Origin of the sequence: Shouchella rhizosphaerae (assembly GCF_036700015.1) — a bacterium.
Lineage (GTDB): Bacteria > Bacillota > Bacilli > Bacillales > Bacillaceae_D > Shouchella > Shouchella rhizosphaerae.
Genome location: NZ_CP144921.1, coordinates 720477 through 741313 on the forward strand (window position 1 = coordinate 720477; position 20837 = coordinate 741313).

The following is a 20837-nucleotide window of genomic DNA, read 5'->3' on the forward strand; positions in this document are numbered from 1 at the left end:
GCTTTTTTATCTAAATGCAAAAAAGCCACCCCAAAAGGTCATTTATCTATGACCTTTTGGGACAACTCCTTCAGACTGTAGACAAACGCCCTCATACACGTTTTTTGTCGCAGCCCTATACGTATGAACATTACATTCCCCATCTTCCCTCGCCTAATTAGCGTTTCTTATGACTGAGTGACCGCTACGCTACACAATGGAGTCTGCTAGCTGTTCTTCCTGGCGCACGAGCAACGCCCCTAACTGGTAATGCTCGCCGCTGTAAAGAGGTCCATGTACAAACCGTGCTTCCCCTGCTAAGTCTTTTACTTCTAGCTTGCAGTATACAGGATTGATTTGCAATGCTTGATACATCGTTTGTTCATTATGGACAGGTTGGCCATTTACTTTCGTAATTTCTTCCCCAATGGCAATGCCCATTTTTTCCGCCGGGCTGCCAGGGAGAACACCGACGACACGGCAACCTTTTTCTTCTTCCGTGAAAAAAGCTGGCTTGTTTTTTTCGGCAATGGCAGAACGGATATCAAGCGCCAGTTTTAGTCCCGCCAACAAAGCGGACCACAAGCACAAAAACCAATACTCCGGTAAGAAATAGAGAGCTGCAGCGCCTACAAACGCAAGTACTGCGAGAGGATAAATGGCCTTGGCTTCAGTAGCAACGGTGTCTTTTGGCAATGAACCGATTTTCTTGCCAAAACCGACAAGGACAGGGATCAACAGCGGTTGAAACGTCATGCCCTCGATGTGGATAAGCGGCCAATAGGAAAAGGCAGGAAGCATTCCCTCTGGTATAAACACAACGATAGGGAGAAGCCAAAGGCGGTTTGCGATATGCACACCGACAAAGCGCCCTCTTTTGCCGATTTCCAAGCGCGGGGAAGTCAATGCTGCCCCATTAAAGCGGACTAGAAATGCTTGGGCGAGAAGGGTAACAGCTGCAAACAAAAATAGGCTTGGGTACAAAATCTGAGACTCAAGTTCGCCGTCTAGCCATGTTGGTAATGTGAGGCTTGGCAACAAAGCAAGCGCAACTGCTGCTAAAGGGATGTAGTAAGCAGGCGACTGTAGCTGCATCCGCCCCGTTAGTAGTAATAACAAGCTTGCCGCTGCAACAAGCAGCAAAACTGGAGTGGTCAGTGTTAAGCCATAACCAATAAGCACGAAGCTTGCGATCAGGCCGGCAAGCAAGCCAGGCAAGAGGCTGAGGACAAAATCAGCACGTTTGGCGTAAACCCGTGTATGAAAAGAAGCTCTTTCTTTTGCAACGCGAACAGCGCCGATAAAGGCAAAAGCAGCAATGCCTATGTAAAAAAGCGGGTGCAGCAAAAAGCTACTAATGGCTGTCAAAGTAGTTTCTATCATTTTATATCCTCCAGCTTTTCCTACAGATTCAAAAAAGGATAACCGCCCCTAGAAAGGCAGCTATCCTTACGTTTCGACAAACTTCCGGCTGTTTCCTGCCTATTGGGACGCTTGCTCAGCAGCCAATTCAACCGCCCGTTTCAGCTGCTCATCGTTAGCAGTGTCACGAATATGGGACAAAATGTCTTCTTGAAGTTTTCCTGCCGTTTCTTCATTCAATTCGCCGTTTGCTTGTAAATCATGGGATTGTTGAAAAGCAATGATCGCTTCTTCAGTTTTCTCGTCAAAATAGCCGTCATCCCGGCCAACATCGAAGCCTAAGCCAGTCAGCATCTTTTGGGCATTGCCAATTTGGTCTGACACTTGGTCTTTGACAAACGTTTCTTCCACTGTAAGCGCGACAGCATAAAAATAGTCAGGTTGCCGTTGTTTAACGGTCGGCTCGACTCCCTCTTGATCAATCGTGTTGCCGCCTGCCGTCAACCACCGGTCTGTCGTAATTTTCAAGGCGCTGCCGTCATCCATTGGGATTGATTTTTGTACAGTCCCTTTCCCAAATGTCGTCTCGCCTACTAAATCATAGTCGCCTGACTCTTTTAACGCAGCTGCGAGAATTTCAGAAGCTGAAGCACTGCTTTCATTAATCAAGCCGACAACAGGATAAGGTTTTTTGCCTTTCATTTTTGACAAATAACTATCAATTTCGCCGTTGCCATGTTCAATTTGCACTACCGGTTTGCCTTCTGGAATAATCGCGTCACCAATTTTGGTCGCTCCTTCTAAATACCCGCCAGGATTGCCGCGGACATCAATGACCAAACCGTCGATTCCGTCTTCTTCTAACGTCTGCAACTGCTCTTCAAATTGGGTGCCTACGTCCTCTGAAAAAGAGGTGATTTCCAGTCTGCCAATTTTCTTCCCATCTTGCTCAAACGTATCTGCGCGAACAGATTCGACTTCAATCGTATCCCGTTCGATTTTAACATCAAAAGGGTCCTTCACTCCATTACGTGCAATTGTCAACGTAACGGTTGTACCGCCCTCGCCGCGAATGTTCGCCACAGCTTCATTAACAGACCAGCCTTCAATCGACTCGCCGTCAATGGCAATAATGGCATCATTTGGCAAAAGTCCTGCTTTTTCAGCTGGAGACTCGCGCATCGGGCTAATAATCGAAACATTTCCGTCGATCATGCCGACTTCCGCTCCAATTCCTTCAAAATGAGAGCTGAGCGACTGTTGAAAATCTGTTGCCGAACTTACATCCATATAGTCAGAAAATGGGTCATTTAACGTTTCTACCATCCCATTGATGGCACCTTCAATTAATTGTTGGCGATCCGTCTCTGTCACGTACTCCGACTCAATCGTGGCGAGTGCTCGCTCAAATTTATCCATTAATTCGTCATCGCTTAATTCCACAACCGATTCATTTCCATTGTTTGGCTGAATCGGATTAGGAGAGCCAGTGTTCATACCACCTATAAAGAAAAACCCTCCGACCAGCACGGCTGCCAGCACAGCTACTGTCCACACGAGATGCTTTGTTTTCAAAATTGCTCACCACTCCCACTTATAAAACGAATTGCCTTGCTTTCTGTTTCGTTTCTCTTTCCATTCTAATTTGTCGGCAAGCTTCTGTCAAAAAGCGATTTTGCATTCACAAAAAAAGCGCCCTGTACTTGCCAAGGCGCTCGAGTATTTACATATATTTCATCGGATCGACTGCATTTGAACGGTCCCAGTTAAATGGCCCTTCATGGACTTCGAAGTGCAAGTGTGGCCCTGTCGACCTGCCCGTATTGCCCATTAGTCCCAGCTGCTGGCCTGCTTTAACACGGTCACCAGGGCTGACATCAATCCGTTCAAGATGGGCATACACTGTTGTCAGTTGTTTTCCGTCGATTTGGTGGGTAACGACAACCCAGTTGCCAAAGTCACTGCGGTATTCTGTAGAAGCAACCGTTCCATCTAACACAGAGACGATTGGCACATCGCCCGCTCTGCCGTTCTTACCAATATCGATGCCCCAGTGCATTCTTCCCCAGCGTTGGCCGTAATTCGATGTAATCGATCCTGTTGCCGGCCGTACAAACGCGCCTGAACTTTCTACAGAAGGAGCAGCCTCTTGTTCTTGGTTGCTCTTCTCGTTGTTGTTATCGTCGCCTGCTTGCGGCTTTTCAGCAGCTTGGGCTATTTCGCTGGATTCCTCCGTTTCCTTCGCCTTTGCCGCCTCCTGTTCCTTAGCAGCTTGATCTTCGGCCTCACGGGCTTTACGTTCCTCTTCTTCTTTTAGGCGTTCCTGTTCTTCTTCCCACGCTTTTAACTCAGCTTCCAGCGCTTCTTCTTGCTTTTGCAATGATTCTTCCTCAGACATGATGTCGCCTAACTGCGCTTGTAGTTCTTCTTCCTTTTCTTTTAATTCCGCTTGCAACTCGTCTATTTCTTCCGTTTGCACAACAAGATCTTCTTTTAACGCTTCGAGTTCTGCCTTTTGCGCTTCGACATCAGCCTGTTTTTCTTCTACTTCCTCTTTTTTCGCTTGTAGTTCTTTTTCATCAGCTATGTATTCATCAAGCATTTCCTGGTCATGTTTGGCAATTGTAGAAATAGCTGAAACCCGTTCAATAAAATCGCCAAAACTTTTCGCACCAAGTAAAACTTCTAAATAACTGACTTCGCCACCAGATTCATAGGCAGCAACGGCCCGTTCTTCCAAAAGCCCCCGTCTCTCAGCTATTCGTTCTTCCATAACCGCAATTTCTTCCTCTAATGACTCGATATCCGCTTCTATTTCTGCCAATTCCGCTTCTGTTTCGTCTAAGTTTTGTTGTGTTGTTTCTTCTTCCTGCTTCAATTCATCCAATTCTGCTTGGAGATCTTTTAATTCGCTGTCTAATTTCGTTAGATCGGACTCCGTTTTTTCGGCTTTTTCAACGTTTTCTTTTTGTTGTTCTTGCACGTCATCCAACTGTTTCTTTATATCGGGTTCTGCAAAAGCTGGCTGAAAACTACTGCCTAGCAAAGCGCCAGCAATGGTTAAAGCAGCAGTTGTAGTGACCATTCGTTTTTTCACCGTTTTTCCCCCTATTTCGATTACACATTTAAAAATTTCCGCACAGACATGGCACTTCCCCAAATGCCAACAATTAAGCCAACAGCTAGCAGCAACAGCGACACTTGCACAATCAGCTGCCCTGGCTCAAGAAGCGAGTAAAGCGAGCTTTGTAAAAAATCGCCTGAATTGCTGTACACGTATTGATAGCCAAAGCTTAGAATTAGAATCGGGCCAATGCTGCCAAAGGTACCTAACAAAGCGCCCTCGACTAAAAATGGACTACGTACAAAGCCATTTGTCGCTCCAACGAGTTTCATAATTTGAATCTCTTTTTTACGGGCAACAATTGTAAGTTTAATTGTATTTGAGATTAAGAACATCGCCGTTAAAAGCAAGCCGAGAATAACTACTAGGCCAATTATACGGCTTGTATTCGTTAGTTTAAATAAATCAGGCAGTACATCTGCCCCATAAGATACATTGCTTACATAATCATGATGATTGACTTTTTGGGCAACGGCTTCTGTTTCTTGAGGAGAGGCGGCAGTAACTTTCAATGCATCCGGCAGTGGGTTCTCTTCTCTTATACTTTCATACACTTCTCCAGTAGAAGCAATTAAACTTTCTAACCCTTCCTCTTTATCAATGAAAATAACCTCTTCTACTTCAGGAAGGGTACGAACTTCGTCTAATAGTTCTTGCACTTCCTCTTCGCCAGTTCCCCGTTCAATAAAGGCACGAATTTCTACATTGTTTTCAATCGTCGATGCGATGTGGTTTCCATTCACAAAGACAATTAAAAAGAAGCCTACAATAAAAAGCATAACCGTTACCGCACTAATGGACGCAAATGACATCCATCCGCTGCGGCCAATATTCTTGATTCCTTCGCGGAGATGGCGCAGCATTGTTTTAAACTTCATAGCCGTAATTCCCCCTTGCTTCATCACGGACGATCCGGCCATTTTCAATCGCGATGACACGACGTTTCAACGTATTGACAATCTCTTTGTTATGTGTCGCCATGATCACCGTTGTACCTAGGGAATGGATGCTTTCCAACAAGTCCATAATCGTCCAAGCCGTCTCAGGGTCCAAATTGCCCGTCGGTTCATCAGCGATCAAAACATCGGGCCGATTCGCAATTGCTCTAGCAATCGCCACCCGTTGCTGTTCGCCGCCAGATAGTTCGCTCGGCAAGAACTTTGCTTTGCTTTTTAATTTTACTAGATTTAAAACTTCATTTACACGCTTTTTAATATCGGAAGGATGCTCTTCAATGACTTCAAGTGCAAATGCGATGTTTTCATGGACAGTAAGAGAAGGCAAAAGCTTAAAGTCTTGAAACACAACTCCGATATTCCGTCTAAGTTTAGGAATTTCTTTATGTTTTAAAGTCGATAAATTAATATTATTTACAAAAATATCACCTTTTGTGGCCTTTTCTTCACGATAGATTAAGCGAATAAAAGTCGATTTGCCCGCACCGCTCGGCCCAACAACGTAAACAAATTCACCTTTTTCAATTTGGACAGTCATGCCGTTTAACGCCTTAACATTATTGGGGTATACTTTCCAAACATCATTTAGTTTGATCAAACTCATTCAACCACACCTTTAAACCTTGGTACCGAAATAACAAACGAATTCCGATTTCGACATGCTTCGCGGTCATTATATCATCAGCAGCAACAGGGTGACATTACATTTTTATTTCAGTTTCGTGATAATTGCTTGATTTGCGTGTTCGTATCGCATTTCCGACCATTGGAGCACTCTTTATTTATTTCGGTCTAATTAGCCTATGAGTGAATGATTAAATGTACCTATTTTCACAAGTCTAAACACATGGAGAAAAAGGGCAAAAAAAAAGAGCGCTCGTCATAGCGCACTCAATCAACTTTACCTTTTTTTAAACCCTTCTCCTAGCACTTCTGAAGCATTTGTCAGCACAATAAATGCATAGGGATCCGCTCTCTTTACAGTTTGCTTTAATCGCGCCACCTCATTTTGGTTGACAACGCACATAAGAACCGCCCGTTCTTTGTTCGTATAACCACCATAACCGACGAGCCTAGTCACACCGCGGTCGACTGAGTCAAACAGTGCCTTCTGTACCGTTTCCTCTTGAGAAGAAATAATATAGGCAACTTTTGAATAGCCTATCCCCATTTGCACGAGGTCAATCGTTTTTGTCGTTACGAACAGCGAAATTAATGCATACAAGGCCATTTCGATATGAAAGACAAACGCCGACGTGATGACAACGAGGCCGTCAATCATGCCGACACATATGCCAGCTGAAAGCCCTGTAAATTTTTGCACAATCTGTGCCAGTAGATCGGTCCCACCCGTGCTCGCATTGGCTAAAAAAACGAGGCCAAGGCCAAGACCGACGCCCAAGCCTCCGAACAAAGCACCGAGAAGAGGATCGCTTACTTCGACAACCCAATCTCTTGTTAAAAAGACAACAAGGGGGACAAATAGCGTGCCAATGAGCGTTTTTGCCCCGTAACGAAAGCCTCCCAACAACAGCACACCTAAAAGAAAGATCGGAATGTTTAAAGCCCAGAGGGTAAAGGCGGGCTCAAACCCAAACACATAGTTGGCGATTGTGCTAATACCGCTAACGCCGCCAGGGGCAATTTGATTTGGCAATAAAAACAAATTAAATGAAATCCCGACTATGGCTGAGCCAATGAAAATCCTAGTATAATTTAGCCATTTTTCAGCCCCCGTACTGGATTGCCTGTCTCGGCGAGCCCTTCCCATACATGTTCTCCTTTATAAAAGCGGTCGCTCTTGATATTTAACATTCTCAGGCTTCGTTGCTACATTGCCAGCGATTGTCTCAGGTAAGCGTCAATAAACCCGTCAATCTCTCCATCCATGACACTGTTCGTATTGCCAATTTCAAAGCCAGTGCGGTGGTCTTTCACCATTGAATAAGGATGGAACACATAGGAGCGAATTTGGCTTCCCCACCCAATTTCTTTTTGTTCGCCACGAATTTCAGCAAGTTCACGCTCTTGCTCTTCAATCCGCAGTTGATACAGTTTCGCTTTCATCATTTTCATTGCTTGTTCCCGGTTTTTAATTTGGGAACGTTCGCTCTGACAAGTCACAACCGTATTGGTCGGCAAGTGGGTAATCCGCACAGCCGAGTCAGTCGTGTTGACATGCTGGCCGCCCGCCCCACTCGCACGATACGTATCGATTTTTAAGTCTTCGCTATTTAGTTCAATGTCAACTGCATCATCTAATTCTGGCATCACTTCGCATGACACAAAGGACGTATGCCGCCTCCCGGATGAGTCAAATGGCGAAATTCGCACGAGGCGGTGCACACCTTTCTCTGCTTTTAAATAGCCATATGCGTTATGCCCTTTTATAAGCAGCGTGACGCTTTTGACGCCGGCCTCCTCACCAGGGAGATAGTCGAGCGTTTCCACAGCAAACCCACGCTTTTCTGCCCAGCGCGTGTACATCCTTAGCAACATAGAAGCCCAATCCTGGGATTCAGTTCCGCCTGCGCCAGGATGGAGTTCTAAAATGGCATTGTTTTTATCGTAAGGGGCACTTAAAAGCAATTGCAACTCAAATTGGTTCATTTTTTGTTTAAGCGCAGCAAGGCCCGATTCCAGTTCACTTGCCAGTTCAGTGTCGTCCTCTTCCCGAACAAGCTCATAACTGACTTCCAAGTCGTCATAGCTTTCAGCCATGTCTTTGAATGTATGGACTTGTTCTTTTAAACCATTTGTTTCATTAATGATCGCTTGCGCTTGCTCCTGGTCATTCCAAAAATCAGGATCAGCCATTTTTTCTTCTAACTCCGCGATCCGCTCTTCCTTTTCTGCGACGTCAAAGAGACCCCCTAAAGTCAGATAGTCGCTTCTCGAGCGCCACTAGTTCTTGCTTCATTTCTGTCATGTCCATCGTTTACACCTCTACATCAGAGGGCTCCTTATCGGTTAGCCCCACAACAATTTTTGTATTTTTTGCCGCTGCCACAAATGCATGGATCATTTCTGCCAATGTTTTCGGCTTTGCGGACTGGTTTCCGTTTCGCTTTTTTGTCCTCTTGCCCATTGGCTGACGGCCTCACCGCTTTACCTTCAGCTACTTCCTCACGCTTAAGGTTTTGCTGGACTTGAGCCTTCATCACGTACATAGATACTTCTTCTTCAATTTCAGCAATCATCGCTTCAAACATATTAAAGCCTTCAAAGCGATATTCACGTAACGGATCGTTTTGGCCGTAAGCGCGCAAATGGATGCCTTGTCGTAATTGATCCATTTGGTCAATGTGGTTCATCCACTTACGGTCGACAGTGCGCAGCATGATCACTTTTTCGAACTCGCGCATTTGTTCTGAAGAGACTTCTGCTTCTTTCGCATGGTATGCAGCGAGGACTTTTTCGGTAATCAACTCGATCAGTTCCTCTTGCTCTTTCCCTTTCAGCTCTTTCTCACTAATTCCGTTTTCAGACAGCAATTGCCCGTTGATGTAGGTGGCAACAGCAGCCAAATCCCATTCTTCCTGAACGAGCGATTCAGGGCAATGAGTTTGAACAACACGTTCTACAGTCGCCTTCATCATATTCTCGACAATTGTTTTTAAGTTATCAGCTTCAAGCACTTCCATCCGTTGTCTGTAGATGATCTCCCGTTGCTCACGCATGACGTCATCAAACTGGAGCACTTGTTTACGAGCATCAAAGTTATTGCCTTCAACCCGCTTCTGAGCTGTTTCCACTGCCCTTGAAACCAATGATGATTCAATAGGCTGGTCGTCTTCCATGCCTAGCTTTTCCATCATCGCTTTCATATTGTCTGAGCCAAACCGCCTCATCAGCTCATCTTCCATTGACAAATAAAATTGAGAAGAACCTACATCCCCTTGACGCCCAGCACGACCACGCAATTGGTTGTCAATCCGCCGGCTTTCATGGCGCTCTGTACCAAGAACGTGGAGGCCGCCAAGCTCTTTGACCCCTGGGCCAAGCTTAATGTCCGTCCCCCGGCCAGCCATGTTCGTTGCGATCGTAACGGCGCCTTTATGGCCAGCTTTTTCAATAATTTCTGCTTCTCGTTCATGGTTTTTCGCATTTAAGACATGGTGTGGAATCCGTTTTCTTGTCAACATTTTGGAAACAACTTCAGATGTTTCAACGTTGACCGTACCTACTAGCACCGGACGCCCGGTTTTGTGAAGCTCGGCAATTTCATTGACGACTGCGTTAAACTTCCCTTGCATCGTCTTATAAATTAAATCAGGGCGGTCTTCCCGAGCAACCGGTTTATTGGTTGGGATGACCATTACGTCCATGCCGTAAATATTGCGGAACTCTTCTTCCTCCGTCTTAGCCGTACCGGTCATTCCTGCGAGCTTTTGATACATACGGAAATAGTTTTGGAATGTAATCGACGCTAGCGTGATGCTTTCGCGCTGCACTTCTAAGCCTTCTTTTGCTTCTAGGGCTTGGTGAAGTCCATCGCTATAACGCCTTCCTTTCATTAAACGTCCCGTAAACTGGTCAACGATCACGACTTCGCCGTCTTCTACCACATAGTCAGCATCACGGTGCATGGCCACATGGGCTTTTAACGATTGGTTAATATGATGGTTCAATTGGACATGCTTTTGATCATAAAGGTTGTCGATGTTAAACGCGCGCTCTGCTTTATTGACACCTTCATCCGTCAACTGGACCGATTTGGTTTTTTCATCGTACGTGTAATCAGCATCGCGCTTTAAAACGCGCACAAATGTATTGGCTTGTCCATAAAGTTTTGTTTTCCGTTCAACAGAACCAGAAATGATTAGCGGCGTCCGTGCTTCATCAATTAAAATCGAGTCAACTTCATCGATTAACGCAAAATGGAGCGGCCGTTGCACCATTTGTTCTTTGTAAAGCACCATGTTATCACGCAAATAATCAAACCCAAGCTCATTATTTGTGCTATAGGTCACATCAGCGGCATATGCTTTTTGTTTTTCTTCTCTCGTCAAGCCATTTTCATTCAACCCTACTGTCAACCCTAGGAATTGAAAAATCCGCCCATAGTTTTCTAAGTCACGGCGGGCTAGGTAGTTATTGACCGTTACAATATGAACGCCTTTTCCTTCAAGGGCTTGGACATAGACGGCAATTGTACCGACGAGCGTCTTTCCTTCCCCTGTTTTCATTTCGGCAATATTGCCTTGGTGCAGCGCTAGTGCACCGAGCAACTGAACGCGGTATGGATACTCATTTAACACCCTGCCCGCAGCTTCACGAGCAACTGCAAGCGCAGGAACTACTATATCGTTAAGAGAAGCGCCTTCTTCTAGTTTTGCCTTAAATTCAGTGGTTTTGTTCTTTAATTGTTCGTCAGAAAGCTGCTTCATTTCATCTGCAAGCGCCTCGACTTGATCGACGATTTTTTCGTTTTTCTTTAATTGTTTTTGGGCTGGATCGCCGACTATTTTTCGAAGTAATCCAAGCATCATCATCTTCCTCTCTTGGCGGCATTGCTCTCCGCGACTGCAAATCCCTCGACTTGCACCTATCTTTATGATACGTTTATCATTTCTATATTAGCAGTTCTAACGGTCGCTTACAAGGCAGCAGCCCTATGAAACACTATGTTTTCAACAGTCTACAGCAGCAAAAAGAGCATCCGTGGATGCTCTTTTTCTGCCTGCTCTTACGCTTCAGGTTCAATTAAGCCGTATTTTCCGTCTTTGCGGCGGTAAACAACATTGGTGCTGCCGCTCTCTGCATCTGAAAAAACAAAGAAATTATGCCCGAGTAAATCCATTTGCAAAATCGCCTCTTCCGCATCCATCGGCTTCAAATTAAAGCGCTTCGTGCGTACAACTTCCAGTTCATCGTCTTCAGCGACTTCATCTCGCAAAGGTTCCAATTCATTTTTAAACATATATTTCAAACTGCCTTCTTGGCGAAATTTGCGATTGACTTTTGTTTTATATTTTCGAATTTGGCGTTCTAGCTTTTCCACGACTATGTCGATGGCTGCATACATATCCGCGTTAATTTCTTCCCCACGAAGCAAAAGCTTTGGCATTGGAATCGTGACTTCGATGCTTGACTCGCCACTCCCGAGAACTTGCAATTTAACGTTTACATCGGCGGTTGGAGTTGTATCAAAATAACGCTCCAATTTCCCCACCTTTTTTTCGATATACTCCCGGATGGCAGGTGTGACTTCAATGTTTTCCCCACGAATATTAAAATGCATGTAGAACTCCTCCTTTTCCTTGCTTACTTCTACAATTCCCTTCAATATTCCTTCTCAAACCTTAATAAACTTTACAAAAGATCGACAAAAAACCCGCTTTTTTTAAAAAAGCGGGTTGAGTATTAGCTATTCATTCATATCCGTTCAGGAATGTGAATTAAAGCTTAACAACATTTGCAGCTTGCGGTCCACGTGCGCCTTCAACGATTTCGAATTCAACGTCTTGACCTTCGTCAAGCGTTTTGAATCCATCAGAGTTGATTGCAGAGAAATGAACGAATACGTCATCTCCGTCTTCACGCTCGATAAAACCGAAACCTTTTTCTGCATTGAACCATTTTACTTTTCCTTGCATGCTTCACATTCCCTTCGTTACTGAAAATTCATTGTGGTGCTTTTCCACAGTTTCACTATAACAGCGCAACTCTTAGAAGTCAAACTCTTTATTTAACAAAGAACGCCAACGCTTGTCAATTGATGTCGATTCTAATCTTTTTGATTGTGAGCGCTTTCTTGAAAAGTAGCATAATAACGCGCTTTTTATAAGATAAACGTAGCGATGAAGAATGTCGAAAACTTTTTTTGCTTTTTTTATTGGAATCCCCTTTTTACGAACGTATTTCTTTGTTAGTACGAATTCCCTATTCCCTAACGATTTCATCTTTGTTACAATAGGCATCAGCACTTGTAATCAAATTGTAACATTAAAGTGCCTTTAATTTATTCCTTCTGGGAGTGGTAAACATTGAAACGCACAAGCTATCTTTACGGCAGCTTAGTCGTTACCGCCCTTCTCGGAGCCTGTTCCCCTAATTCAGCTCCTATGCAAGAAAGTTCTGCATCACAACAAGACAATCAAAACGGAAACGCCACATTAAATGCAGAATCGATCATTGAAGAAGCGAAAAATGCTGAAGAGCAATTAAATAGCTATACAGCTAACTTTAAAGCGACAGATACGATTTCAACCACAGGAGATGAACCAGGCGAAGAACCGCAGATTCATGTGATTGAAGGCAATCTCGCCTATAAAGCTTCTCCAGAAACATTTTATACAGCTCTTTCTGCTAAACCGGGACAAGGGGAAAAAGAGGAGACGGAACTAGAAAATCTCGCAACAGTCGAGGTATTAAAAGAAAAAAATCGCGTCTACACAAATATAAACGATGAGGGCTGGCTACCCATCGACAAAGGTGATCCAAGTGAACGGTTTGTATCGTTGGAGCTGACTCCGATGTATCAACTTGAACTTCTGCAACCATTCTCCGATTTTGTCAATGTGAGCGAATACGACGATTTGTACGTGATAAGCGTTGCTGCTGGCGGCGAGACATTGAGAGAAATGGCCGCGAACATGGATATGATTGAACGGGCGCTACCGACAGAAAGCAAGCTGGAAATACCAGACCAGTACCAATTGTCACAGTTAGACTATATGCTGTTTATTGACAAAAACAGCTTCTTGCTTGAAAAAACAAACACCGTTTTTGAAGTGGTGCTTGAAGATAACGACACCGTTATTCGCACAGACATGTCTCTCACAAGGACTTCAGTCAATGATAACGGGCACATTGATATCCCTTCGATTCCATAACAAACCACCCAAATCGCGATACCATTTGGGTGGTTTTTGCCCGTTGCTATTGGGTATGTGATTCAGCGTGTCTTCTCGTCAATAAACGCCCCTTTTGTTGCCAGAACGGCCCCTCGCTCATAGCCCTTATGAACACGCTTTTGGTCAGCAATTTCTTTCAAATCCTGTTTGATTGCGGCGGAAACGACGTTTAAGCGTGCTGTTAAGAGACGATCTTGCTCCATTAAAAAAGAAGCTTCTTCCGTTGTAAATCTGCTCGTGCTTGCTTCAATCATTGATTGCCTCAGTCCGAGCAACCGGTTGACATCTTCAAGGAAATCATCACGCTCGTCATCTTCTTGAGGAAAGGGGCGCGCAAGTAAATGAAGCAACTCCTCTGTCTGCCCTTTCACAGAAGCATAGCTCATTTCGCCTGTCCTCCTTGAAAGCGATTCTGCCTTTCCAATTGGATGACTTGCTTCCACGTATTGCGGAATTCAGCCACGTACGTCTCTGCTTCTTCGAGTGCCTCTGGGCTCTTCTCTATATTTCCTTTAATCAACTGGTGCAAAATGTATTCATACATCCGCATCATATTGGCGCCTACCTCAGAGTCTGTTTTTAGCGTGACCATCAATTCGCGGATAATTGCCTCCGCCTTTCCTATTGCTGTATTGGCTTGTTCAATTTCTCCGTTTTCAGCCGCTAATTTACCGAGGCGAATTTGCTTTAAGCAGCCATTGTACAACATAAGCGTCAACTCTCCTGGTGAAGCGGTTTGTACAGACTGTTGCTTATACACGCCTTGTTTTGTAAAACTCATAGTGCCTCCTTAATTTCCATATAGCAAATTGTAAAGCGACTCGCTTTGTGCGTTAGCCAACTGCATCGCTTTTTCCATTGCTGTAAACTGGCGCCAGTAACGGGCTTCCTTTTGTTCAAGGCGACGTTCGAAATTAGCGATGCGATCTGTCAGTTCCTTTGTTTGTTTCCCTAACGTAAATTGGTGCTCTTCGTAATATCCTTCTGAACCACCAGCACGCATCGAAAGGCTGGACATGCTGTCTGACAAATTGGCACGCAGCGTTTGCCCAATGCCTGAACCATTGTTGTCTGTGCCTGCAAAAATAGTGTATACGCTGTCTGCATCTTCTTCGATTGCAGCACGAAGCTTGTTTTCATCGATTTCGAGCTTGCCGCCGTCTTTATAGTTTTTGGTCGTGCTAATGCCAATTTGGGAAAGGTGGGTAAAAGCGCCGCCTGTATCAACTGGCTCATAAAGGGTTTGCCTCATATTCGTCAATGCTGTTTGCAATAAAGGATCTCTCCTTAGCAGACCACTTTGCGCTTTTTCTTCCCAACGTTTTGCCTCACTTTCCGTTAGCTGATCGCGCTCTTCATCAGTCAGCGGGTCATAGTCACGGTAGTATTTTTCGTTCAGTTTGCCGTTCATATGGTCCAGTAATGCATTGTACTCCTCAACAAACGATTTAATCGTCTCAACGATCGAATCGACGTCTGTGGCAGCACTAAGTGTCACCGCTTGTGTAGACGTATCCTTTAGCGTAATCGTCATCCCGCTTAACGTAAACGTATTCGATGTCCGCTCCGTTTCAATTCCATTTACTGTAAACTGGGCATTCTTTCCAGCTTCAACATTGTCATTCAGTCCCAATCCTTGCTCAAAAAGAGCACCAGAAAACATCAACTCATTTTGACCAGCTTCACCAAAATGGCCAGTTTCTTTTCTCGTAACAACAAGGCTTCCACTATTTTCATCAAAAAAAGCATTTACCTTTGCCCCGGCATTTTGCAGTTTTGTCACTACTGAACTAATCGTATCTGATTCTTTAAAGAAAAACGAGCTCTCCACTTTTTCACCATTTGCCGCGATTGTCGCAACCGATGAACTCAAATACCGTTCTGTCGCTTCACTGTCTGCTTGGATATACTCGACGGTCACCTTTCCAGTGACTTTATCGGCACTGGAAAAAGTCACTTCGCCGGTATCGTTTATAAAGACCTCTCCTTTTGCGAGATCGTCTGGACTGTCTGCAACCGCGTACGCTTTGCCGTTGACGATGAGCATGCTCTCTCCAGCAAACTGTGGTGCCTCGCTAAGCTGGACTTTGCCATCGGAAACTTGGACGGTTTCGCGCTTTAATTTGCCTTCAACCCACTCCCCATCGTTTATACCAAGCTCTTTCAATTGCGACTTTTCTGTAAGGCCGCTAAGGTTTTTGCTTTTTGCAGTTGCCGAAGTCGCCAGCTGCCTAACTTCATTTAACGTAAAAGCAGCATTGCCTACGGAAGAAGAAGCGGTTGCTGTTGCAATGTCTGAATTGGAAGACGATACTGTCCGCTTTTTCATATTGGAAGCCCGCAACACATTATCAAAAATCGAATCGCGGAACGCTCTCATTTTTAAATTGATTTCTCGGTAAGCATCTGTTTTCCAACCTATCTCTGTCCGTTGTTTCTCCAATTTGTTGACAGGTATACGCTCTGCTCTCATTAAATCCTTCATCATTTGATCAATGTCAAGGCCAGAGGCCAAGCCTGTGAGTCTCATCATCCCATCTCCTTTCTAGATATGCCGGTCAATAATCAAACCAACCGATTTTAACATGGCTGCAACTAAGTCAAGTATTTTTTCAGGGGGTACTTCTCGGACAACTTCGTTTGTTTCTTCGTCAATGACTTGAACATAAATACGATCAAGCTCTTCATGAATATGAAAATTTAGAGACCGTTTTGCGACTTTGTTTAGTTGTTGTGACGTTTCATTTATAAAAGCGGCTGCTTTTGTTCCGTCGATCGGCGGCTGTTTCGTGTTTTGCTGCTGCAAAGCCTTAGGCTGCTGCCCTGCTGCCGGTAACGGTAAAAGTGCGACTGACAATTGAGCTTTCATATCTGCACCTCACTTGCAGTAGACCTATTTACTAAATTCCGTCTGGAATCTGCCATCTTCCTTCTACGTAGCTCAGTTTCTCGTTTGGCTAGGACGCATCCCCTTCTCGATTAAAGCGTCTTTTAGCAAAAGCAAGCCCACGTGTTAGGTGCTTGCTTTATTGGCATGGTTAATAAACGCTTGCAAAATTTCTGCTGATACCGGTTTTGCAGCGTGTTTATTTTCCTCCTGTATCGCTTCATATACTTCTCCACGGTGGACATCGACAGATTTGGGAGCCGAAATGCCAAGCTTTACTTGGTCGCCCTCGACAGCCAACACCTTGATTTCGATATCATCCATGATGCGGATCGCTTCGCCTGCCTTTCTTGACAAAACAAGCACGCTATCGCCCTCCTTTACCAGCCGTGTGAATGGGTGCCTTCAGAGAATACCGTTCTCCATCGAGCATTAGTTGCTTAGCAAAACGTTTTTTTGCATGAACAGCAATCGGAGCTCTTAAATTCGCAGTTGATTTGGAGAAAGGCTGCTGGATTGTAAGGAACACAAAAATAGCGACATCTTGTTCAGATTCTGCACTTAGCTGGCGCACAACAGAATCGGCCAGTTCCACTTCATAGTCCGGCCAAAACAAAAATGGGTTGATGCAAACAAAGCCAATCTCTTTCGTACGGACCGACTGAAGGATATAAAAAGGCGGCTGCTCATTAAACGGCAGTAAAATAAATTCTGTTTCTTCCGGAAATCCTGGAAGGCCGCCCTGAAAAACGATAATGTCTTCCTGCTTATATTTGACTGTGCCTAAATAACTGGTCTCAAGTTGCAAACGAACCCCACCTTACCGTAAAAAATCAAGGAGCGAAGGTTGAATAATTCGTGCAGTAACTGCAAGCGCTGCATTGTGGACGCCTTCGGCGACAAGAAGTTTCATAATCGCTTCAGAAACATCAAGATCTTCGTTCATTGATTTCGTTTCTTTTACAAAATATTCCTGTTGGCCAAGGCGGTCTTCCATGAGATCAACACGGTTCATCCTTGCACCGAGTTGGCCGTGAACATCTGCGGCATTGCGCAAATGGGCATCAATTTTACTAATAAATTCTCCAAGATCTTCAGCTGACGTTTCTGGATCAAGCAATGCTTGTTCAAACATAAAAAAGTCGCTGTAAAGCTCGTCTGAAAACAGCTTTCGCGCATCCGTATTGACTTGGATTTCAACGCCTTTTTGCAGTTCAAAAGAAACGTCTTTTTGATTTGTCGATATCCTCATAATCAACATGTCTTTTTCAGCGACTACGTCTCCAGTGCCCGTTTCGATGTTCTCCCCATTGAGGACAAGCGTATCTTCCCCGCCGCGGGCAACAAAATGGCCTGCATCGGCATCATAATCATAGATTTGACCACCATATGTAATTTTTACGTTATCAAGTTTTTCACCATTTAGTTTCGACGGTGATAATTCTTGGACTGGTGTGTTGTCTGTGTCACTGCCATTAAAAATATATTTGCCGTTGACATTTGAATTTGCTACTGTAATCAAATGGTTACGCAATTCTTCTAGTTCATGAGCGATGTTTTTGCGTTCTTCCTCGCCATACCCATCAGTAGAGCCAGTAATGGCAAGTTCTCGTACACGTTTTAAAATGCTGGATACTTCCTTTAAGGAGGTATCCCCTTGGTTTAGCCAACTTTGAGCTTCATTGACATTTCGCTTGTATTGTTCCATTTGTGCGAGTGATTGACGGTGCTGCATGCTTTTCGCTGCCACAACGGGGTCTTGGGAAAAGCGGGTAATTTTCTTTTGCGCACTTATTTGGTCATATAAAGTAGAAAGCCGTTGATAACTACTTTGGGAATAACGAAGCGAGTTCGTCATCATCATGCCTTGTGTTACACGCATATAAAACTCCTCCTTTTAACGCCCAACGACGCCTAATCGATTAATGATCTGGTCCAGCATTTCGTCCATCGCCGTCATTGTCCTAGCAGCAGCATTATAAGCATGCTGAAACTGGATCAATAGCGTCATTTCTTCATCAAGGGAAACACCGCTAATGGACATTCGATTTGATTCCGTATTGGCAAGGCGAGCGTTAGAGGCCTCTGTTTGATCACGCTGCGATTTTGTTTCCACTCCGAGCTTGCCCATCATATCCCGGTATTTGCCCATAATGGCAGCAGAATCCTCAAGACGGCTAATTTCTTTTGCGACATCGACATCTCCCTCAACGATCATTTTCCCACCAACAAAGTGGTCCGCCTCATTTAAAAATGCTAGCAAATCACGAAACGCCTCTTCATTGTCTTTGTCGTTTTCCCAAGCAGCCCATTTTTCCGCAAATTCGTCTTTGTATTCAGGTTTAATTCCTTCTTCATTAAATCTTGCTGTTGCCAATGCTTTTGGATTGTTGCTTAGTTCACTGTTGACACTGATGTGAGAGAACGCGCCTGCGTCATCGAGGTGAATAGTAAAGAATTCTTGCCCGAATCCACCCTGTTCAGAATAGGCAAACGCATAGATCTGGTTTACTTCTTTCGCGAATGTTTGGGCCAACGCTTTTATCTCTTCAAGTTCTTGACCGACTCGCTCATGGGCTTTTTGCAATCCGACCAACTCACCACCGCCAGCACCGTTATATGTAAACGGCTGATTGCTGTCACCGACAGTCCATTGCATTCCCTCTTGGAGCGTCAACAATTGCGGCGCTTCCTCCGTCGCATCGACTAACGTGATCGTTTCGCTTCCACCCAGTTTGAGCTCTACTTTATAAGGCCCTTCAGCGCCAGCTGCCGCATGTTCTTGAGGGTTAGGGGAACGGCTTACTTGAATGGGCACAAGGCTTGAAAGTTGGTCAAGCAATTTGTCTTGGGCATCATACAATTCATTCGGAACTTGTCCCGAGGATTCAGCAGCTCTGATGTCTTTGTTCGTTTCATGGAGTTGTTCAAGGATTTGGTTGACTTTCGCAGTCGTTAATTCTGCTTCCGTCTCCAACATGTTCATTTCCGTTTGAAAAGAGCGCTGCAAATGCGTGAACGCATCCGTGACAGCTTTCCCTTGTTCGAGCAAAACCGCTTGGCTTTCTTTCCCTGAAGCTAGTTCTTTCCAACCATTCCAAAAAGAATCGAATTGATCTGATAGCCTGCTTGTAGTCGTATCTGAAGGTGCTTCATTGTAAAGACCTTCCATACGTTCTAATATTTTATATTGAATGAAAGCTGCACCTTCAACATGTGCTTCAGCGCGGTATTGGCGGTCTAACAATTGGTCACGTATCCGTTCGATGCCTGTCACTTGTACCCCTGAACCAATTCTTCCATTCATAGCTGGCTGGGTCCAAACACCCGTTGCTGGATAGCCTCCTGTCGCTTGCAAATTGACACGTTGCCTTGTATAGCCAGGCGTTTTGGCATTGGCCACATTGTTTCCTACTGTTTGTATGGCAGTTTGATTTGTGTTGACTGCCCTACGCATCGTTTCCATTCCAAAAAATGTAGACATAACTTCTCCTTTACGCTTTTGAATCGAACACCGCTTTCGTTTTTCCTGTCGCCACAGCATCTTTTGTGTAAGTTGTAGCATCGCCCTTCGGCTGCATAACCTGCAACGTTCCTTGGACGAAAGCGATCGAATCCATCAATAGTTTTTGGTTTTGTTCATTCTCGGCTTTTAACTGTTGGACAACTTCTGTTAATTGCGTTTGCAAGACTCGGCACTCCTCGTCTTGTATGGCCATTTCAGACAATGTTTTTCCGTTTAACGCTTCAGCGAGCGCTTTTTCCAACAAACGACTTTTAGATATAAGCGAACTCTCTGTTCCCGTTAGCTGCGCCAGCTGCTCCACTTGATTTTGAATCAGCGCTTGCCGCTTTTTTTGTGCGCTTGCAAGCAGCTCTTTTTGGACATGTAACAAGTTTTCAAGCGATTTCTTTGCTGATTGTTCCATTATTTTCCGCCTTTTGTCCATGACCGTAAAATGGCTTCTGCCGTTTTTTCAGGGTCAAGTTCGTAGGTGCCGTTTTCGATTTGTGTTTTTAGCTCTTGAATTCGTTGTTCTTTAGCAGCTGCAATTTCCTCATTTAGCTTTCGAGCATCAGATGAGATTTCAACTTGGTCTTTTTTAGCTAGTTGATGCTCTTCCGGTGTCACCTTTGCCATTGTTGCTTTATAAACGGCGTGGGGAACCATCGATTGAGAAGAATTGATTTTCACGTTACCGCCACCTTTGCTACTCATTTTTTTTATGAAGCGTTTCTTGCAATCGATAAGAGGATCTTTGCTCCCCATCGATGCGTTTCGCTGGCTTTGATTGTTGTTCGCTATTTGCCAAATCCCGCTTCATTTCTTCTCTGCAGGAGTGGCAAATCCACGGTTCCTTCGTTCGCTGTTTGCATCGCTCGCATATATTATATAAATTCGGGAAATGGCGAAGCTGCAAGCGTCCTTTTCGGATGAGCGTCTGCACCATATCATAGCTTACCCCAGTCCCATCTACGACTTCTTGTTTTGTCGCAGACCGATTTTCCCGTTTCCGCAAAAACTGGTTCACTTTTTGAAAACAGCGCTCTTCCTCTTCATAGCAAGAGCGGCAAATCGAATGAATGTTCTTCACAAAAACTGCGCCGCATTTTTGACAATTTGCTAATTCAGCCATCTTCTTCCCCTACCTGAATCAATTTCATTTGTA

22 protein-coding genes are annotated in these 20837 nt (G+C 44.5%); 1 reads left to right on the forward strand and 21 read right to left on the reverse strand.

Annotated elements, in window-relative coordinates; translation table 11 throughout:
- Positions 1-189: 189 nt before the first annotated feature.
- From V5G21_RS03870 to V5G21_RS03915, 10 genes are all read right to left on the reverse strand, one after another.
- The gene (locus tag V5G21_RS03870) at positions 190-1362 is read right to left on the reverse strand and encodes a PDZ domain-containing protein (protein ID WP_011247903.1); all 1173 of its coding nucleotides are present in this window, start codon (positions 1360-1362) and stop codon (positions 190-192) included.
- Positions 1363-1461: 99 nt separating this feature from the next.
- Positions 1462-2916: a S41 family peptidase gene (locus V5G21_RS03875; RefSeq protein WP_011247904.1), complete on the reverse strand. Its 1455-nt coding sequence runs from the start codon at positions 2914-2916 to the stop codon at positions 1462-1464.
- 148 nt (positions 2917-3064) lie between these two features.
- On the reverse strand, positions 3065-4438 hold the full coding sequence (locus V5G21_RS03880; protein WP_011247905.1) for a murein hydrolase activator EnvC family protein: 1374 nt from the start codon (positions 4436-4438) through the stop codon (positions 3065-3067).
- Between the two features lie 20 nt (positions 4439-4458).
- Entirely contained in the window at positions 4459-5343 is an 885-nt protein-coding gene (ftsX, locus tag V5G21_RS03885) for a permease-like cell division protein FtsX (protein WP_011247906.1), read from the reverse strand.
- Positions 5333-6019 (reverse strand): cell division ATP-binding protein FtsE, encoded by a 687-nt coding sequence (ftsE, locus tag V5G21_RS03890; protein ID WP_035203598.1) that lies wholly within the window; start codon positions 6017-6019, stop codon positions 5333-5335. Before ftsE ends, ftsX begins: the two co-directional genes overlap by 11 nt.
- 303 nt (positions 6020-6322) lie before the next feature.
- The gene (locus V5G21_RS03895; RefSeq protein ID WP_011247908.1) at positions 6323-7192 is read right to left on the reverse strand and encodes a YitT family protein; all 870 of its coding nucleotides are present in this window, start codon (positions 7190-7192) and stop codon (positions 6323-6325) included.
- Between the two features lie 59 nt (positions 7193-7251).
- Positions 7252-8356 (reverse strand): peptide chain release factor 2 gene (gene prfB / locus V5G21_RS03900; RefSeq protein ID WP_099045557.1). Its coding sequence is split into 2 segments (ribosomal slippage): positions 7252-8283 and positions 8285-8356, totalling 1104 coding nucleotides; the frame shifts between segments, so codons are not numbered across the junction.
- Between the two features lie 28 nt (positions 8357-8384).
- On the reverse strand, positions 8385-10910 hold the full coding sequence (gene secA / locus V5G21_RS03905; protein WP_011247910.1) for a preprotein translocase subunit SecA: 2526 nt from the start codon (positions 10908-10910) through the stop codon (positions 8385-8387).
- Between the two features lie 200 nt (positions 10911-11110).
- On the reverse strand, positions 11111-11665 hold the full coding sequence (gene hpf, locus V5G21_RS03910; protein ID WP_011247911.1) for a ribosome hibernation-promoting factor, HPF/YfiA family: 555 nt from the start codon (positions 11663-11665) through the stop codon (positions 11111-11113).
- A 157-nt stretch (positions 11666-11822) separates the two neighbouring features.
- Positions 11823-12020 carry a cold shock domain-containing protein gene (locus V5G21_RS03915; protein WP_011247912.1) on the reverse strand — a complete coding sequence of 66 codons (198 nt, stop codon included), beginning with the start codon at positions 12018-12020 and terminating at the stop codon, positions 11823-11825.
- 390 nt (positions 12021-12410) lie between these two features.
- On the opposite strand from V5G21_RS03915, the gene V5G21_RS03920 reads away from it, so the two are divergent.
- Positions 12411-13259 carry a DUF6612 family protein gene (locus V5G21_RS03920; RefSeq protein WP_011247913.1) on the forward strand — a complete coding sequence of 283 codons (849 nt, stop codon included), beginning with the start codon at positions 12411-12413 and terminating at the stop codon, positions 13257-13259.
- Between the two features lie 62 nt (positions 13260-13321).
- Here the strand turns inward: V5G21_RS03920 and V5G21_RS03925 are convergent, their stop codons facing one another.
- The 11 genes from V5G21_RS03925 to V5G21_RS03975 form a co-directional block, all read right to left on the reverse strand.
- The gene (locus V5G21_RS03925) at positions 13322-13666 is read right to left on the reverse strand and encodes a hypothetical protein (protein WP_011247914.1); all 345 of its coding nucleotides are present in this window, start codon (positions 13664-13666) and stop codon (positions 13322-13324) included.
- Entirely contained in the window at positions 13663-14061 is a 399-nt protein-coding gene (gene fliS / locus V5G21_RS03930; protein WP_011247915.1) for a flagellar export chaperone FliS, read from the reverse strand. Before fliS ends, V5G21_RS03925 begins: the two co-directional genes overlap by 4 nt.
- 9 nt (positions 14062-14070) lie before the next feature.
- Positions 14071-15810, reverse strand: coding sequence for a flagellar filament capping protein FliD (fliD, locus tag V5G21_RS03935; RefSeq protein ID WP_011247916.1), 1740 nt, complete (start codon positions 15808-15810; stop codon positions 14071-14073).
- Positions 15811-15825: 15 nt separating this feature from the next.
- The gene (locus V5G21_RS03940) at positions 15826-16149 is read right to left on the reverse strand and encodes a flagellar protein FlaG (protein WP_011247917.1); all 324 of its coding nucleotides are present in this window, start codon (positions 16147-16149) and stop codon (positions 15826-15828) included.
- A 144-nt stretch (positions 16150-16293) separates the two neighbouring features.
- Positions 16294-16533 (reverse strand): carbon storage regulator CsrA, encoded by a 240-nt coding sequence (gene csrA / locus V5G21_RS03945; RefSeq protein WP_011247918.1) that lies wholly within the window; start codon positions 16531-16533, stop codon positions 16294-16296.
- 1 nt (position 16534) lies between these two features.
- Positions 16535-16975 (reverse strand): flagellar assembly protein FliW, encoded by a 441-nt coding sequence (fliW, locus tag V5G21_RS03950; RefSeq protein WP_011247919.1) that lies wholly within the window; start codon positions 16973-16975, stop codon positions 16535-16537.
- Between the two features lie 12 nt (positions 16976-16987).
- Positions 16988-18049, reverse strand: coding sequence for a flagellar hook-associated protein FlgL (gene flgL, locus V5G21_RS03955; RefSeq protein WP_011247920.1), 1062 nt, complete (start codon positions 18047-18049; stop codon positions 16988-16990).
- 15 nt (positions 18050-18064) lie between these two features.
- Positions 18065-19651 carry a flagellar hook-associated protein FlgK gene (gene flgK, locus V5G21_RS03960; protein WP_011247921.1) on the reverse strand — a complete coding sequence of 529 codons (1587 nt, stop codon included), beginning with the start codon at positions 19649-19651 and terminating at the stop codon, positions 18065-18067.
- 10 nt (positions 19652-19661) lie between these two features.
- Positions 19662-20096: a flagellar protein FlgN gene (locus V5G21_RS03965; protein ID WP_011247922.1), complete on the reverse strand. Its 435-nt coding sequence runs from the start codon at positions 20094-20096 to the stop codon at positions 19662-19664.
- A complete protein-coding gene (gene flgM, locus V5G21_RS03970) occupies positions 20096-20362 on the reverse strand; it encodes a flagellar biosynthesis anti-sigma factor FlgM (protein ID WP_011247923.1) in 267 nt (88 codons plus the stop codon). Before flgM ends, V5G21_RS03965 begins: the two co-directional genes overlap by 1 nt.
- Positions 20363-20378: 16 nt before the next feature.
- A complete protein-coding gene (locus V5G21_RS03975) occupies positions 20379-20804 on the reverse strand; it encodes a TIGR03826 family flagellar region protein (protein ID WP_011247924.1) in 426 nt (141 codons plus the stop codon).
- Positions 20805-20837: the final 33 nt, after the last annotated feature.

Bases quoted from the DNA above. Each gene is read 5' to 3' on its own strand.
- V5G21_RS03870 (WP_011247903.1), bottom strand. From the start codon at position 1,362: ATGATAGAAACTACTTTGACAGCCATTAGTAGCTTTTTGCTGCACCCG.
- ftsX (WP_011247906.1), bottom strand. From the start codon at position 5,343: ATGAAGTTTAAAACAATGCTGCGCCATCTCCGCGAAGGAATCAAGAAT.
- V5G21_RS03895 (WP_011247908.1), bottom strand. From the start codon at position 7,192: ATGGGAAGGGCTCGCCGAGACAGGCAATCCAGTACGGGGGCTGAAAAA.
- secA (WP_011247910.1), bottom strand. From the start codon at position 10,910: ATGCTTGGATTACTTCGAAAAATAGTCGGCGATCCAGCCCAAAAACAA.
- hpf (WP_011247911.1), bottom strand. From the start codon at position 11,665: ATGCATTTTAATATTCGTGGGGAAAACATTGAAGTCACACCTGCCATC.
- V5G21_RS03915 (WP_011247912.1), bottom strand. From the start codon at position 12,020: ATGCAAGGAAAAGTAAAATGGTTCAATGCAGAAAAAGGTTTCGGTTTT.
- V5G21_RS03925 (WP_011247914.1), bottom strand. From the start codon at position 13,666: ATGAGCTATGCTTCTGTGAAAGGGCAGACAGAGGAGTTGCTTCATTTA.
- fliS (WP_011247915.1), bottom strand. From the start codon at position 14,061: ATGAGTTTTACAAAACAAGGCGTGTATAAGCAACAGTCTGTACAAACC.
- fliD (WP_011247916.1), bottom strand. From the start codon at position 15,810: ATGAGACTCACAGGCTTGGCCTCTGGCCTTGACATTGATCAAATGATG.
- V5G21_RS03940 (WP_011247917.1), bottom strand. From the start codon at position 16,149: ATGAAAGCTCAATTGTCAGTCGCACTTTTACCGTTACCGGCAGCAGGG.
- flgL (WP_011247920.1), bottom strand. From the start codon at position 18,049: ATGCGTGTAACACAAGGCATGATGATGACGAACTCGCTTCGTTATTCC.
- flgK (WP_011247921.1), bottom strand. From the start codon at position 19,651: ATGTCTACATTTTTTGGAATGGAAACGATGCGTAGGGCAGTCAACACA.
- V5G21_RS03965 (WP_011247922.1), bottom strand. From the start codon at position 20,096: ATGGAACAATCAGCAAAGAAATCGCTTGAAAACTTGTTACATGTCCAA.
- V5G21_RS03975 (WP_011247924.1), bottom strand. From the start codon at position 20,804: ATGGCTGAATTAGCAAATTGTCAAAAATGCGGCGCAGTTTTTGTGAAG.